A 15,632-nucleotide genomic window follows, 5' to 3' on the forward strand; every position below is an offset into this window, starting at 1 on the left:
AGAACTTACCAGTAGAAAGATCGCGTAACAAATAATCTGGATAACTAATCAACACAAGGAGATCTACACAATGAAGAAGACCCGGATCACGCTCGCGGTACTCGCCGGCACCTGCACGATGCCGCTGCTCGCACATGCACAGAGCAGCGTCACGCTGTTCGGCCTCGTCGATAGCGGCGTCACGTACGTGAGCAACCAGTCGGGCAGCCACAACGTGAAGATGGACGACGGTGTGAACGGCCCGAACCTGTGGGGCATGCGCGGCGCGGAAGACCTGGGCGGCGGCACGAAGGCGATCTTCGAACTCGTCGACCAGTTCCAGCTGGACAACGGCGCGTTCATGACGAATTCGAGCCTGTTCAGCCGCACGTCCTACGTCGGGCTGACCAACGATCGCACCGGCAAGCTGACGATGGGTAATCAGTACGACTTCATGACGGACTCGCTGTACTTCGGCAACGACGATCCGGCCGAACTGTCGGGCCACTTCTACGACTTCCGCGCCGGCCCGTTTACGAAGCTCGACCTGCCGAACAACCCGACAGGCGCGTTCGACTGGGACCGCATGGCAGGCGAACGCGTGGCGAACTCGGTGAAGTACACGTCACCGGTGTACGCGGGCTTCAGCGCCGGCGCGATGTACGGTTTCGGCGGCGTGGCGGGTTCGGTGGGCGCGGGCAACTCGACGAGCTTCGGCCTCAACTACGCGGCCGGCTCGTTCGGCGCGAACGCGGCGTACACGAACATCAAGACCTACACGAGCGGCTCGCCGCAGGTCAGCGTGCGCAACTGGGGTGTGGGCGCGCACTACCGCTTCGGCGCGCTCGTTACCAATGCGCTCTTCACGACCGTGCACAACTCGGCGAATGGCGGCGGCGTGTACGAAGGCTCGGTCGGCGCGCACTACAACTTCACGCCGGCACTCAGCGTGGGCGCGTCGTACATGTACATGAAGGGCAACGCGGTGGTCGACAACAATCACGCGCACCAGCTTGCAGGCATCGTCGACTACGCGTTGTCGAAGCGCACCAGCGTCTATGCGCTCGCCGTGTATCAGCGCGCGAACGCCGGCGCAAATGCGCAGATCAACGGCATGAACGGCACCGACGACGCGTCGAGCAGCCCGACCCAGGCCGTCGCGCGGATCGGCATTCACACGCGCTTCTGATCGTCGCGCAACGCTGCAAGCAGTTCGTTGGTTTTCGCGAGCAGCGTGGCGTGATAGTCGGCGGGCAGCGCGATGTCGTCCATCACGGCCATCACGTCCTCGATGCGCTGCTGGAAGCGCATCGAAAGATCGACGGTCTGCGCGGCCGTCAGCATCGGCAGCACCGCCTCGACGAAGGTCTGATACGCGACCGCCTTCGCCGCGAGCGTCGACAGGCTCGCCGTATTTTTGCGCGCCTGTTCGACGAGCGCCTCGATCGGCAGCGGGCTCCTGTTCACCGGAGCCTCTCCGCTGCACGGCGGACGCACGCGCGTCCGTCAGTCGTCTTGCACATCATTTCCCCGCTCCCGTTTCTGATGCGTCATTCAACGCCGCGCGGTTGCGCCCGCGCGTTTTCCTTCCCGAACTAACGGCAGTTGCGGATTGCGGCTGGATAGGCACGACGCGCGGATTGCGTTCGGAATGCGCTGTTGTTCGAGTCAGGGAATCCTGAATGCGACGGCGCGCCGCTTTCAAACGATCCGCGCCTGGCTCGTTCCTTCCGGTGACAGGACCTTGCCCCGCTTGATGCACGCTTGATGCACGATAGATAGATGCGGCTGCAATGAACGAAAGCGGACCCTTTCACCGCACGTTCGCACCTGGCAACAGTCCAACGAGACGCTTTCGCGTTCACCCGAATCCTTTCAACCGATCATGGGGACGACATGGACATGAACCGCAACCGCATGTCTTCAACGCTGCGCAAGGTATCGCGCGCAACGGTATGCGCGTTGACCAGCGCATTCGCCGCATCGGCGGCATTCGCAGCGACCACGCAAGCCGATCTGCTGCCGCAGAACGCGCCGCATTACAGGACCGGCGACAACTGGACCTATCAGTTTTCCGACGCGCTGTCGCCGAACACGAAAACCGTCACGCAGACGGTGACGAGCGTGCGCGCGGACGGCAGCGCGGTCCTGCAGTTCGGCCCCGGCGGCGGACATGCCGTGTTGACGTCGGATGCGAACGTCGTCCCCAACGCGTCCGATCAACACGCATGCGGCAACGGACTGCGTTTCCCGTTGCGCACGGGCGCGCGCTACGAGGCCGACTGCCAGGCGCACGATCCGGGCGGCCAGCTGATCTCGCGCCGCGCCGAGTGCGAAGTGGAAGGCGTGGAAACGATCACGACGAAGGCCGGCTCGTTCGCCGCAATCAAGGTCAAGATGACCGGCACATGGACTCCGCAATATGGCGTGGGCGGCGGCCCGATGCGGGAAACGCTGTGGTACGCGCCGAGCGCGAAGCGCATCGTGCGCGGCGAGTTCCAGGGGCAGCTCGCCGGCAAGGGCGCGCCCGCAACCACCGAAATGGAACTGGTGCGCTACGCGGTGAAACCGTAGCGGGCCGGCGCACAATCCGGTTGACCCGGCCCCCGGGGCCGCCTTCATGATGGCCACAACGCACAACCGACGAGGTCCCGCATGGATGTCCGCCCCCCCGGTCTCAACGCGTCCCGTGCCGCCGGCCGGCTTGGCGTATCGACCAAGGCGTTGAGGCTGTACGAGCAGCACGGCCTCGTCACGCCCAGCCGCACGTCGTCGGGCTACCGGATCTACTCGCCCGAGCAGATGCGCCGCGCCGAGCGCATCGTCACGCTGCGCGCGCTCGGCTTGAGCCTCGCGCAGGTCGCGGGCGTGCTGGACGGCGACTCGCGCAGTCTCGCCGATGCGCTCGCGGCGCACGAGGCCACGCTCGAAGACGAGCTCCGGCAGCAGGCTCGACGGATCGACAAGGTGCGCGCACTGCGGGCTGAACTGGCCAGCGGCCGCATGCCGGACGAGGTGGCGTTAACGGACGCGCTCGCCCGCACAGCGCTGCCCGCAGTGAGCTTCGCGTTGCCGTGGCCATGGGGCGGCGAGCCGTTCGAACTCGCCGACATCCGGCCGCTCAACTACCTCATCGGTCCGCTAGGCAGCGGCAAGACGAGACTCGCGAGGCGCATCGCCGAGGCGATACCCGGCGCGGTGTTTCTGGGACTCGACCGGTTGCAGAACCATGACGCGGCGGCGGTGATGCCCGCGCTGCATCCAAAAGTCGAGCGCGCGCTCGCATGGCTCATCGGCGAAGGCGCGACGCATTCGGATGCGCTCGTCACGCTGCTGGCAGGACTCGAAACGGAGGGCGCGACGGCGATCGTCGTGGACATGGTCGAACAGGGACTCGACCATCCGACCCAGGAAGCGCTCGGTTCGTATCTCCGGCAACGCGCCGCAACCAGTGCCCCGCCGCTCTTCCTGATGACGCGCTCGTCCGCGTTGCTCGACCTGACGCTCGTCGGCGCGTACGAAGCGATCGTCCTGTGCCCGGCGAACCACAGTCCGCCGGTGCGCGTCGCGCCGTATCCGGGTGCGCCGGGGTATGAAGCCGTGCTCACGTGCCTCGCGTCGCCCGAAGTGCGCGCGCGCACGGCTGGCATGATCGCGTGGCGGCCTGAATCACCCGCGGATGCGCTTCAACGCTCATAGCAACTCCCAACGCACCAGTTCCTGCTCCAGCGCATCCGCATCGACGAAACGATAGCCGTGCAGCCCGGCGTCCACCGCGCCGGTCACGTTCGCTTCGGTGTCGTCGATGAAGAGCGTTGCATCGGGCGCGGCGCCGAGCTGCGCGACGCAGCCGAGATACGCACGCGCAGCAGGCTTCGCCGCACCGAACGCCGCCGACGGATACACGTGCTCGCCGAACACCCGCGCGACGGGCGGATACAGGTAGCCGACGTGATCCGTGACGAGCCGGCAATTGTTGGTCAGCACGGCGATGCGATGGCGCGCCGCGAGCCGCTCGGCCAGCGCGACGGCGGGCGCATTCGGCGTGATCGACGCACGCCGCGAATCAAGCCATTCGTCGCGGCTCACGCGGCGGCCCAGCAGGTCGCCGAGCGCATCGAGATACTCGTCCGCACTGATTTCGCCCGCATCGGCACGCGCTTCCAGGCCGGAACCCCAGATCGCGTGCCGCACCGTCTCGGGCGCGACGCCGGTGAGCGCCGACAGCCGACCGGTCCGCGCGCCGCGGTCGTAATGGGACAGCACGCCTTCCATGTCGAACAGCACCAGCGCGATCGGTGAAGTCATGGCGTCGCTCCTGCGTCGCACGCGTCACGACGAGCATGCCATCCGGGAATTTTGGTGTCACGCGTGAACGGACGTGCATGCCACGCAAAGGCGCGATAGCCACGCACCGCGCAGCAAGCCGCGCGACGCCACCGCGCACCGACACAAGCCGCGCCGGTCGATCAAGCCATCGACGCTTCGAACACCCGCCGGTAATTGCCGCCGAGTATCTGCTCCGTCTCCGGCTGCGAAAAACCGGCCTGCCGCAGCGCGTCGCCGAGCGCCGGCAACTGGCGGTAGCTGCGGAACACCGGCGGCGAGATGAAGCCGAGCATGTCGGTGCCGAGCCCGACGTGCTCGACGCCGACCACGTCGACCATGCGCCGCATCCCGTGCGCCATCCCCTGCAGATCGTGAAAGCTGCCCGAGCTGGGCCACACGCCGATCACGCCGCCGGTGTCCGCGACGGCGCGCGCATGATCCCCCGTGATCAGCCGGCTGCGCGGCCCCGGATGTGTTGCGAGCGCGGTGTGCGACAGCACCAGCGGCTTCGTCGTCGTGGCGGCCGCGCGCTTCACCAGATCGTAGGTGCCATGCGCAATATCGACGACGATGCCGAGCCGGTTGCAGCGGCGCACCACGTCGGCGCCGAAGTCCGTCAGGCCGCCGTGCACCGGCGGCTCGGTCTGGATGTCGCCGAGCTCGTTCACGCGGTAATGCGTCAGTTGCAGATGGCGCAGCCGGTGCTGCGTGTACGCCTCGTCGACGCGGTCGAGCTGGCCTTCGAGAAAATCCGCGCCTTCCGCCGATACGATCACGCACGGTCCCTGCCGCGGCAGCGTCGCGAGCGAGGCGGCGTCGGTGACGACGAGCAAGCGTTCGCGCTCGATCAGCTCGCCGGCGCGCTGGAATTCGACCTGACTCAGCGCGTACAGCTCGCCCGGCTGCGCTGCGCGCCAGGCTTCGAAACGCTTTCGATCCGCCGACACGCGCGTGACGTTGGTGTCCGAGACGATCGCGAGGCAGATCACGTGCATGCCGCCCTCGCGCATCGGCGCGGCGATCTCGGTGAGCGGCCGGTTCGCGCCGACCGACGGCAGCCGCGACACGATCACATGGCCCTCGTGGCTGTGCATGTCCATCGTGAGCGCGCCGGGCGAGGGTGCCCACGTGGCGGTGCTGTTCGATGACGCGGGCGCGGCGTTGCTCATGGATGCCGCCTGCGCTGACGACGCGGATGCATCCGGCGCCTGCGCTTCCGTATAGCCAGCGAAGCGGCCCGGCGCGCAGGCCGCGAGGCCGAGCGCCACGCCCGTTGCGAGGAACGCGCGGCGCGACATCGCGGTGTTCGATGCTGTCGCAACCGCATCCACCAGCCGGTAACGCCAGCCCGCGGGATCGTCGACGAGCCGTTCCAGGCGGCCACGCAGACGCACGGCATGCGCGCTCACGGGCACTTCGCCGCGCGCGAATACTTCGATGCAGCTCGCCGGATCGCGCGGCACGCAGCCGCCGCAACAGGGTTCGTCGGCGGCGAGCAGGAAGTAGCCGGCGTGGGGCGAGGCAAGGTCGAGCGGGATCATCCAGCCGCTCAGTTCGACGGCGATGCCGTGCAGGCAGGCCGCTTCGTCTGTGCGGATCGTGGACCAGTCGGGAAGCGCGGCGGGCGAGTCGGTGGTGGGCATGGGCATGAGCGGCGGTCGTGGCAGGTCGGGTGGTCCGGCGGCACAGCGATTTGCGGAATCATGCGGAGGCCGCATCCTGCGATGCTTCAACTCAGGATGCGATCCCCGCGTTTCGATTCCACGTCTCTCATACTTGAACGGCTCGCGAAGGATAATCCGTCGCGTGGGCGCACAGTGCGTTCAGCCCAACCCGCGTCGCCGCCCTGCTGCCGCCCGCTCAGTTGCCTGCGAACCTCACTGCCCACCTGCCGATGCCGCCTCGGGCACATCGGGCGTCGGCGTCGGTGAGGAGCCCGAGCCTTCCGGCGGGAACGCACCGTTCGCGCGCGGCGTGCCGGTCGCCTGCGCGCCGGAAGCCGGCGGCAGGATCGTGGGCGCGAGCAGCGGCGGCGACACGGCCGGCGTACTGGACGCCCCGGTGCCCGACGCAGCCGCCGACGCCCCGCTCGCCGGCACGCCGATCAGCGGCGGCACCGACGCCGGCAACGGCGCCGACGCCTGCGACGGCGTCACCACTGGAGCCGGCGTCACCGCCAATGCAGGCGCCGCGGAAGAAGCCGGCGCCACCGGCCGCGGCGGCGCGTGATGCACCGGCGCGGGCGCAGTCGGCGCCTGCGGCTTCGCACCGCTCAGCACCGCGATCCACGCGCGCAGCTTGTCGCGGAACACGTCGAACGCGCCCGGCTGCACCTCGGTGTCGAAGCGCACGCGCGAATCGATCAGCCGCGCGCGCAACGCCCGCTGATAGAAATCGCCGACGATCGGCAGCGCGGTGTGCGCGCCCTCGCCCAACGCGCTGCTGGTGAACGTCACGCGGCCGTCGTCGAAACCGACCCACGCGCCGGCCACCAGTTGCGGATGCATCAGGATGAACCAGCCGTCGGTGTTGTCCTGGGTCGTGCCGGTCTTGCCCGCCACGTCCGCGCGAATCCCGTAGCGCGTCCGGATGCCCACGCCCGTGCCGCGGTTCACGACGTCGCGCATCGTGTCGATCAGCGTGCGGTCCGCCGCGACCGGCAGCGCCTGCTGCGGCGCAGCCGGCTCGAACTCCGCGAGCACGTGGCCGTCGTGATCCTCGATGCTCGTCACCATGCGCGGTTCGAGATACGCGCCGTCGTTCGCGATGGTCGCGTAGGCCGACACCATCTCCTTGACCGTGACCGGGCTCGTGCCGAGCGCAAGCGACGGCACCGGATCCAGCGTGCTGTCGCGCACGCCCATCTCGCGCGCGAGACGCGCGACGCGATCCGCGCCGACCTGCTCGATCAGCTGCGCGGTAATGCGGTTGCGCGAAAACGCGAGCGCGTCGCGCAGCGTCATCGGCTTGCCGCTGGGCGGCACGTCGTCGTTCGGACGCCAGATCTCGCCGCCCTTCAGCGGAATCTCGACCGGCTGGTCGATGAAGGTATCGGTCGGGGTCAAGCCGGCCGCGAACGCCGCGCCGTACACGAACGGCTTGAACGTCGAGCCCGGCTGACGGCGCGACTGCTGCACGTGATCGAACGGTTCGTCGGTAAAATCGCGGCTGCCGACCCACGCCTTGATCTGCCCGTTACGCGGATCGATCGCGAGAAAACCCGCTTCCACCTCGGTCTTGTCGTGACACAGGTTGCGCATGAAAGCGCGGTCCGCGCCGAGCTGCTTCAGCGCATCGTCGTCGCTGGCACCACTGGTGCGCGCGGTATGGTATTCGGGCGACTCGCGCATGAAGGTCTTGAACAGATCGTTCGACACCGAACAGCCCGCGCGGCCGCTCCACGCGCCGTTCGCGACCGACTGCAACTGCCGGCCCTGCAGCGCGACGGCGGCGGTGGCCATGGCCTGCAGACGCGAGTCGATCGTCGTATGGACGACGAGGCCGTCCGAATAGATGTTGTAGTCGTTCGCATCGGCCCAGCCGATCAGCCATTTGCGCAGCTGCTGCGCGAAATGCGGCGCGGGACCGGGCGGCTCCACCTGGCGCTCGAAATCGACGGCGAGCGGTTTGACCTTGAGCTTCTCGAACGCCGCCGGCGACAGCTTGTCGTACTTCACCATCTGCGCGAGCACGGTGTTGCGCCGTGCGAGCGCGCGCTCCGGGTTGATCACCGGGTTGTAGTAGCTGTTGCCCTTCAGCATGCCGGTGAGCGTCGCGCTTTCAAGGATGTCGAGCTCGTCCGCGGATTTGCCGAAGTACGTGCGCGCGGCCATTTCGACGCCGTACGCGTTGTACAGGAACGGCACGGTGTTCAGGTAAGTCTCGAGAATCTGGTCCTTGCTGTAGGCCATCTCGATCTTTTCCGCGGTGATCGCTTCCTTGATCTTGCGGGTCAGCGTGGGTGCGCGGCCCACTTCGTCCGGATACAGGTTGCGCGCGAGCTGCTGCGTGATCGTGGAGCCGCCCTGCCGGTCGCCGCCGAACGTGTGCAGCGCCGCCGATGCGGTGCGCTTCCAGTCGATGCCGTGATGCTCGTAGAAGCGATGGTCTTCGGTCGAGATCAGCGCGTCCACCATGTGCGGCGAGATCTCCTTCAGCGTGACCCACTCGCGGTTGGACGGCTTGAATTCGGCGAGCAGCTTGCCGTCGGCGGAGAGAATCTGCGCGGGCCGGTCGACGCGCGCCTTGCGGATATCGCTGATGCTCGGCGTGAACGGAATCAGCACGATCACGTACAGCAGCACCAGCGCGGGCGGCGTGGCGAGCGTGATGAGCACGCCGCGCCGGGTCGGATGCTTCACGTGATACCAGGCACGGGCAAGCGCGGGCTTGACGAGCTGCGCGAAGAAGCCGGCCAGCGCCATCGCGACATGCAGGCAAACCATCACGGCGTGAGCCATGCGGCGCACCCATCGGACGCAGAAATCCCTTACGGACGAAATGAATCGGCGCATCACGCTGCTACCCGCTCGTCTTTAAAAAGGGTGCATGGTATCAAACGGCGTGTCGCGTTACCGTCAGCGGGCGTTTTGGCGAGAGTTCGCGCTTGCGATATCAGCGCGATTTGCCGCGCGCGCCTTTCTTCGCGCTGGCCGCGCGTGGCGGTTCGGCTGTGGCTGTCGGGGTCGGCGTGTGGTTGCCCATGATCGGTCCGGCGAGCTGCTCCATCCACGCGAGCGCATCGACGTACGACAGGAACTGCTGCAGATAGCCGGGCGAACATTCGCGCATCAACGCGAGCGAACGGTGCACGAGGCTGTTCGAATTGAGCGGGCCCGCGTTGCCCGGCACGCGTTCGAGCGCTTGCCGCAGCTGCTTTTCCGCGCTGACTTTCGACCACGTTTCGCGGAAGAAGTCGAGCACGGGGAGGTCCGGCGATGCGTGCGAATGCAGCCCGCGCGACGCAGCGCGCGCGGTCGATGCGTCGTCGTTTCCACCTTCGGTTGCGGCGCGACGGATATGCATCTGGTTGACGAGATCGCGCAGCGTGTTGCGCGCGGGCGTGGCGTTGAGCGTTGCCGCTGCGTTCGCAGTCTTCACCACGCCGTCGGCGCGTTCGATCTCGTCCGCATACGCCGCGATCAGCGTGGCCAGTCGCTCGTCGAGCACGCGCCGCGCGTCGCCGTCGTAGCCGGCCGCGCGCCGCTCAAGCGCATCGATGAAGCGATAGCGTGTGAGGTTCACGCGATCGGCGCCTTGAGCGCGCCACGCATCGAGCGTCGCGCGAACCTGGCGGATATCGCCGCTCGTGCCGCTACTCATGCTGCTCCGCCGCCGCGCCGGTGCGTTTCGGCACCGGCGCGATCTCGACGCGGCGGTTCTTCGCGCGCCCCGCATCGTCCGCGTTCGAACTCACCGGCTGCTGGGAGCCAAACGCCGCCGCGAACACCGATGAAGCCGGCACGCCCGCATCGATCAGCGCGCGCGTGACCGTCAGCGCGCGTTGCGCGGACAGCTCCCAGTTATCGGCGAAGCGCCGGTTGCCCGCGCGCACCTGTTGATCGTCGGCGAAACCGCTGACCATCAAAATCTCGTCGTGCGACTGCAGATAGACGGACAGCGGCCCCGCGAGGCTCTTCAGCAGATCGCGGCCCTGCGGCTGCAGCTGGTCCGAGTTCAGCGCGAACAGCAGGTTGCCGCTGATGCCGATGCGTCCGTTCGTGAGCGTCACGCGCCCCGCCGCGAGCGGCCCCGCGATCGCCTGTTCCAGCGTCTTGCGGCGCTCCGCTTCGAGCTGCCGCTGCTTCACCTGGTCGTGCAGGCGCGCGGACAGTTCCAGCTGCAAGCCGATCACGCCTACCAGGATCAGCACGAACGCGCCCACCAGCACCGACATCAGGTCGGCGAACGCGGCCCAGACGGGTGCCGTCGGCTCGACGCCGCCGTCGATCTCGTCGTTCATGCCGTTTCGGCTCCGCTATCGGCGCGCTGCACGGCAAGCTGCTGCAGGTCTTCGACGATCTGCTTCTGCGACAGCATGCTCAGATCGATCACCTCGCGCGCCTGCGCGACGTAGTACGCGAGCTGTTCGTCGCTGCGTGCGAGCGAGCGGTCGAGCGCGGTCTCGATCTTTTGCAGATGCGCGACGAGCGTGTCGTTCGATGCGCCGAACGCCTGCACGGCCGCACCGAACGCGTCGCCGAGACTCGCGACTTCGACCGCGCTGCCCGTCACCTGTGCGGCGACGCCGCCGAGCTTGTTCGTCTCCGCTTCGACCGTTGCGGAGAACTGCGAGCCCACCCGCTCGAGCAGACCGGCAGAGGTCGACACGAGCGCGTCGACCGCGCCGCGCTGTTCGGTGGAGGCATGGTTCACTGCATCGAGCAGCGTGCTGAGCGTATCGAGTAAGCGCGCGCGCTCGTCGAGCATCGCGGTGTCGCGGACCATGCTGTCGGAGAGCTTCTGGCGCAGTTCCGCGACCACCTCGGCGGCGGCGCGCGGCGCTTCCGACGCGGCCTGCACGAGCCGCGCGATTTCGGCGATCGTATCGGCGGCGTGCGTCTTCGTTTGTGCGGAGATTTCGCGCGCGGTCTGTTCGAGCGTCGCGCAGATCGCCTGCTGGTGGCTTGCGGTGGCTTCACCGGCTTTCTGCCACTGCTCGTTCAGCGATGCGGCCGTGGCATCGAGTGCGCCGGTCCATGCGGCAAGGCGCGTTTCGTCGCGCGATGCCAGCTGCTGCTGGAGCTCAGCATGCGAACGATCCACCGCGCCGAGCAGCGACGAAGCGTGCTGCTCAAAGCTCGCGACGGTCGCCGTGAGCGCCTGCTGATGATTCGCGGCGAGCTTTTCGCTCGCCTGTTCCTGACGCGTCAACGCGGCATTCCACGCATCGGACACGCTGCCGACACCCGCATCGATTCGAGTCGACACGCCATCCAGCAAGCCCGCCGAGCGCGTTTCGAACGTGCTCGTAAAGCGCTCCAGCGCGACGCGCAACTGCTCGACGAGCGCATCGTCCGAACGCTGCTGTTCCGCGAGTGCGTTCGTCCACAGACCGGCCACTGTCGTGGTGGTCGCTTCGAAACCGCTCGACAGACCATCCAGCTGCTTCTGCACCGCGCTCGTCACGGTCGCGCCGAGCGCGCTCATCTCGCGCGAGAGCCCGGTCATGGTCGCCTGCACGACCGGCTGGATCGCCGCGCTCGCGCCGCGCGCGCTGTCGGCCGCGCTATCGCGCAACGAGCGTCCCACCGACGACGCGAGCGCCGTATACGACGCCTCGATGCTCGCGTGCAACGCCTGCTGGTTCGTGCGCTGCTGCTCGTGCAGCGTGGCGCTGTGATGCTCGATCGCGCCCATCATCGTCTGCAGCCGGTCGACGAGCGCGGGCAGCGCATCCGCCTGCCGCTGCATCAGCCGGAAGCTTTCCTCGCGCCGCCATGCCTGAGAATGGACCCGCAACGTGGTCGCGATCTTCTCGTCGAGCAGGCGCGCGGCTTCGATCCGTTCGCGCCGGCACAACGCCGACAGCAGCCCGAGCATCGCGGAGGTCGCGACGCCCGCGATCGACGTGCCGAACGCGAAGCTCAAGCCCTTGATCGGCGCGGCGAGCGATGCATGCACCGCGGCGAGATCCGTCGCGCTGTCGAGCGCGGCGCCGGTGCCGCGCAACGTCGTCACCATGCCCAGCAGCGTGCCGAACATGCCGAGCAGCACCAGCAAACCGGCCAGATACGGCGTCATCGACGGCCCAGGCAACGTGGCGCGTTCGCTTTCCACACGCAACCGCACCGGGCCGCGCAGCGTCGGATGCAATCGCTCGAGCCACGCGTCAAGGGAAGCGGGCGGCGCGGACAGTTCGCCGACGGCCCGCGCGAGGCTCGCGGTGGCTTGATGGAAGCGACGCAGTTCGAATGCGCCCGCGACGTAGCACAGCGCGATCAGCAGCGTGACCGCGAGCGCGAGCGGATTCGTGACGGCATAGCCCGCGCCGATCCAGCAGACGACGGCAAGCCCGGCAACAAAGACGACAACATCGATGCGATATCTGGACATGGGGTTCCGGTTAGCAGTCGCGAAGCGCTGCAAGCAGCCCTTCGACCGGTTGAAAACGAACCTCGAGTTCGGCGAACAGCACGCTTTGCATGTCCTTGCGGAACACGTCGAGCCATGGGTTCGCGTTGGCCTTTGGCGGCTCTGCCGGAAGCGCATGTGCGTCGTACTGACTCGCGTCGTGCGCTTCGGCATGCGCCGCTTCGTGCGCCGCCCGCAGACGGTCGAAGTGCATCGACAGCAAACCCGGCACCGCGGCCAGCAGCGTGCGCTCGCGCGTGCCAAGCACGCGCTCCATCACGCCATCCACCGCCGCGAGCCGCGCCATCGCTGGCTTGCGCGCCGCGAGCATCGCCCTGAGACGCGCGCGCAGATCGCCGATCGCGTCCTCCATCTCTTCCTGGAAGGACAGATAGCACTGGCGATACACCGCGTAGTCCGGCGGCGTGTCGTCGACGACCGCAGGCGTGATCGCGCGGCCGCGCGCGAGGCTGCGCTGCCGCTCGGGCGCAAGCGTCGCGTCGCGCGCGATCGCGTTCGTCAGCGTCGTACGCACACGCGTGCACAGCGCGTCTTCCGTGGGGTCGGAAGTCGTGCCGCGAGGCTCGATGGCGGGCGGATTGCCGCTCAATGCCGTGGACAGCGCGATCGCGTCGGTCCAGCTGAGCCATTGGCCCAGCCGGTCCGCGAGCGGCTGCCCGGACGCCGCCACATTGGCGTCCGTCAGGCGGGCGAGTAAGCGAATGAGCGCCGGGCCGCTCACGGCCCGACGCTCGGGGACATGCACCATTCCGGCAAAGCAAAAAGGCTGCAGTTTACACGCCCCCGGGGCGGAGGCGGTCAGCGCCCTATTTAAACCGGACTGAAGCTACTCGACATATCGATCAGGTGCCCGATGCCGCCGAGATCGCCATGGCCGGGCAGTAGTGCGTCGCGGTCAGGTAGGACGCCTGCTGCGAACGCACGCCGGCCGCGCTCGACGTCGGGGGATCGATGAAGATCGACGCGTTGTTCGAGCCCGCCGGCGCGGTGTAGTTCATCGTGATCTTCCACCACTTGCCGACCTTCACCGCGGACAGCGAATTCGCCTGGCCCGAGCCCCACGTGCCGCGCACGATCGCACCCGTGTTGGTGTTGAGCACCCAGCCGAACTCCGTGCCATTGCTGTCGTCGGTCTGCACCGAGCCGCCCGGGAACACCGTCGCGTTGGTCGTCGCCGCCACGTAGTCGGTGAAGTTGTACGTCTGCCCGCCCTGCACGCGGATCACCTCGTGAATGTTCGCGACCGCCGACCCGTTCGTCGCCGTAACCGACGCTGCGCGGGTGGTGCCGTAGAGGTCCGTCGCGGGCGTCGCGGTGCCGCCGTTGCTTTGCGTCCATGCATCCGGCGTGAACAGGCTCAGCGGCGAGTTCACCAGATTGCCCGCGTAGCACGACGCCAGGTTCGGGTCGGCAGGCGGTCCGTAGAAGTTCGCGATGCTCGACTGGATCGAGTTGTCCGTCGCATCCGAGGTTGCCTTCTCCAGCACCGCGCCTTCGTAGAACTGGATCGGCGCCGCGCTACCGTCGCCGCCTTCGCCGAGCGACAGGCCGCCCTGCCACTGCCCGTTGAACGCGTGGCCCGCGCTGTTGCTGAAGATGTACGCTTCCGGCGGCTGGCCGTCATAGACCGCGGTCAGCACACCCTGCGTCGCGGCCCCGCCCTTCACCGCAAAGAGATTCGATGCGGTGACCGGCGAGTACTTCGCGAGCACCGTGACGAACTTTTCTTTGGGCGGCTGCTGCGGTCCGTACAGATAGACGCCGGCTTCCGCATCCACGCCCGGCCAGTTGACGTCGAGGCCGTTGCACACCGGGTCCTTGGTGGTCGGCGACTGGGCCGAATCGCCATCGCAGTAGCCGAACACCGCGGCGGCGCCATCGGAGAACGCGAGCGCGAACATCTCGCCTTCCACTTCGCCGTGCGCATAGGTGCTCGGATTCGCGCTGTTCTCCATGTTGCCGTAGGTGCCGCAACACGTGGACGACTGGTCGTAGTGCGCACCCGCCACCATATACTCGGCAATCTCCGTGTCACCGATCGACTGGTTCACCGTGCCGAAGCGGTTGCGATAGGCCTGGCCCGCGAGCGTCGTCAGCGACGGAACCTCGGTGCCGTTCACCGTGACGATCGTCAGTTTCGCGGGCGATCCCGACAGCGCCGGCAGGTCGTTACCGACGGTCAGTTGCAGCGTCGGCGCCTGCGCGGTCAACGCGGTGGGCGGCTGCGTGACCTGCACCGTCAGCGAACCCGCGCTGCCCGGCTGCGTGATCGTCGCGAAGCCGTTGAGCACCGGCACCGTGGTCGGGTTCTGCGAGCCCGGGCCGCTCACCGGCAGCTTCAGCGACTCGGTGCCGTCGCTGTTCAGCGTGAGCGTGGCGGGCACGTTGCCGAAGGTACCGCCCTTCAGCGATGCGACCAGATCGATCTGGTCATAGATGTCCGTCACCGAGCAGGTCGTGTTCTTGCAGAACGAATCGATGCTCGCGACGTTGGTCGTGCCGATCAGGTTGTGACCGGCGCCGTGCGGCAGCGTCGCCGACGTGTACGGATAGATGTTCTGGGTCGTGTTGTCCGATGCACGCGCGATCTGGAACAGCGGGCCCGTGTAGTTCTTCGTCAGCAGGCGCGTCACGCTGTGAGCCGCCGAGCACGACGTGCCCGCGGCAGCCGCGGCATCGCACGGCAATGGCAGCGACGAGCCCACTTCGGCTGTCGTTGCCGCATTCGGTTGCGCTTCGGTGTTGGTATTGGATGGCGACGTACTCGCGTTCGCTACGCCGGTCGCCGAACTCCCGGCAGGTGAATCGCCATTGCATGCCGTCAGCGCGAGCGCGGCCGACAGCAGCAAGGGCACCAGTCCCATTGCTCTCAACGTCATGATCCTCTCCGATAAACCAGCTGTTGGATTACATCCAATTAACGCAGGATTACTAAAAGATTCACGCGTAACAGTTACCGTCGGTGTCTGTCCTCGAAGAATGTTTTACGCCGACCATGGACGTGCGCAACGGGAGCCCCATCGGCAAACCCACACCATCGCTGCGGCCAGCCAGGGATCGTGAACGACAGGCAACAGCGCGGCGCCACCCTGCTTCGTGCGGGTGGAACCGTGCGTCTGACCGGGATCCTTTTGAAGTGAGCAACCGTGCGGCACCACGGCTGCGCTGGCGCTAATAATATTAGTCATTATTATCGACATGCCGCCTCAGTAGATTCCCTGATGCGCGCT

Annotated in this window: 12 protein-coding genes; 3 read left to right on the forward strand and 9 right to left on the reverse strand. The window is 67.3% G+C overall.

Annotation, left to right across the window (positions count from 1 at the left end; all coding sequences use genetic code 11):
• Positions 1-70 precede the first annotated feature (70 nt).
• On the forward strand, positions 71-1,168 hold the full coding sequence (locus tag DVS29_RS26260; protein ID WP_118183442.1) for a porin: 1,098 nt from the start codon (positions 71-73) through the stop codon (positions 1,166-1,168).
• On the opposite strand, the gene DVS29_RS26265 is transcribed toward DVS29_RS26260, so the two are convergent.
• Positions 1,153-1,446 (reverse strand): hypothetical protein, encoded by a 294-nt coding sequence (locus DVS29_RS26265; RefSeq protein WP_118183443.1) that lies wholly within the window; start codon positions 1,444-1,446, stop codon positions 1,153-1,155. The two genes, DVS29_RS26260 and DVS29_RS26265, sit on opposite strands and share 16 nt — an antisense overlap.
• Before the next feature lie 435 nt (positions 1,447-1,881).
• On the opposite strand from DVS29_RS26265, the gene DVS29_RS26270 reads away from it, so the two are divergent.
• Positions 1,882-2,553 (forward strand): hypothetical protein, encoded by a 672-nt coding sequence (locus DVS29_RS26270; RefSeq protein ID WP_124800719.1) that lies wholly within the window; start codon positions 1,882-1,884, stop codon positions 2,551-2,553.
• An 81-nt stretch (positions 2,554-2,634) separates the two neighbouring features.
• Positions 2,635-3,678, forward strand: coding sequence for a MerR family transcriptional regulator (locus tag DVS29_RS26275; protein ID WP_118183445.1), 1,044 nt, complete (start codon positions 2,635-2,637; stop codon positions 3,676-3,678).
• Here DVS29_RS26275 and DVS29_RS26280 read toward each other — a convergent pair.
• The 8 genes from DVS29_RS26280 to DVS29_RS26315 all read right to left on the reverse strand — a co-directional run bounded on the left by DVS29_RS26280 (position 3,673) and on the right by DVS29_RS26315 (position 15,281).
• Entirely contained in the window at positions 3,673-4,287 is a 615-nt protein-coding gene (locus DVS29_RS26280) for an HAD family hydrolase (RefSeq protein ID WP_118183446.1), read from the reverse strand. The genes DVS29_RS26275 and DVS29_RS26280 overlap by 6 nt on opposite strands.
• Before the next feature lie 161 nt (positions 4,288-4,448).
• Positions 4,449-5,957 (reverse strand): dipeptidase, encoded by a 1,509-nt coding sequence (locus tag DVS29_RS37415; RefSeq protein ID WP_164707989.1) that lies wholly within the window; start codon positions 5,955-5,957, stop codon positions 4,449-4,451.
• Between the two features lie 228 nt (positions 5,958-6,185).
• Complete coding sequence (locus DVS29_RS26290; RefSeq protein ID WP_420816165.1) at positions 6,186-8,768, reverse strand: penicillin-binding protein 1A; 2,583 nt, start codon at positions 8,766-8,768, stop codon at positions 6,186-6,188.
• 154 nt (positions 8,769-8,922) lie between these two features.
• The gene (locus DVS29_RS26295) at positions 8,923-9,630 is read right to left on the reverse strand and encodes a DUF2894 domain-containing protein (protein WP_118183447.1); all 708 of its coding nucleotides are present in this window, start codon (positions 9,628-9,630) and stop codon (positions 8,923-8,925) included.
• The gene (locus tag DVS29_RS26300; RefSeq protein WP_118183448.1) at positions 9,623-10,270 is read right to left on the reverse strand and encodes an OmpA family protein; all 648 of its coding nucleotides are present in this window, start codon (positions 10,268-10,270) and stop codon (positions 9,623-9,625) included. Before DVS29_RS26300 ends, DVS29_RS26295 begins: the two co-directional genes overlap by 8 nt.
• On the reverse strand, positions 10,267-12,363 hold the full coding sequence (locus tag DVS29_RS26305; protein WP_118183449.1) for a DUF802 domain-containing protein: 2,097 nt from the start codon (positions 12,361-12,363) through the stop codon (positions 10,267-10,269). Before DVS29_RS26305 ends, DVS29_RS26300 begins: the two co-directional genes overlap by 4 nt.
• Before the next feature lie 10 nt (positions 12,364-12,373).
• Positions 12,374-13,150 carry a DUF3348 domain-containing protein gene (locus DVS29_RS26310; protein ID WP_118183450.1) on the reverse strand — a complete coding sequence of 259 codons (777 nt, stop codon included), beginning with the start codon at positions 13,148-13,150 and terminating at the stop codon, positions 12,374-12,376.
• Positions 13,151-13,244: 94 nt separating this feature from the next.
• On the reverse strand, positions 13,245-15,281 hold the full coding sequence (locus DVS29_RS26315; protein WP_118183451.1) for an arabinofuranosidase catalytic domain-containing protein: 2,037 nt from the start codon (positions 15,279-15,281) through the stop codon (positions 13,245-13,247).
• Between the last annotated feature and the right edge of the window lie 351 nt (positions 15,282-15,632).

The sequence above is a fragment of the Paraburkholderia phosphatilytica genome (assembly GCF_003443895.1).
GTDB lineage: Bacteria > Pseudomonadota > Gammaproteobacteria > Burkholderiales > Burkholderiaceae > Paraburkholderia > Paraburkholderia phosphatilytica.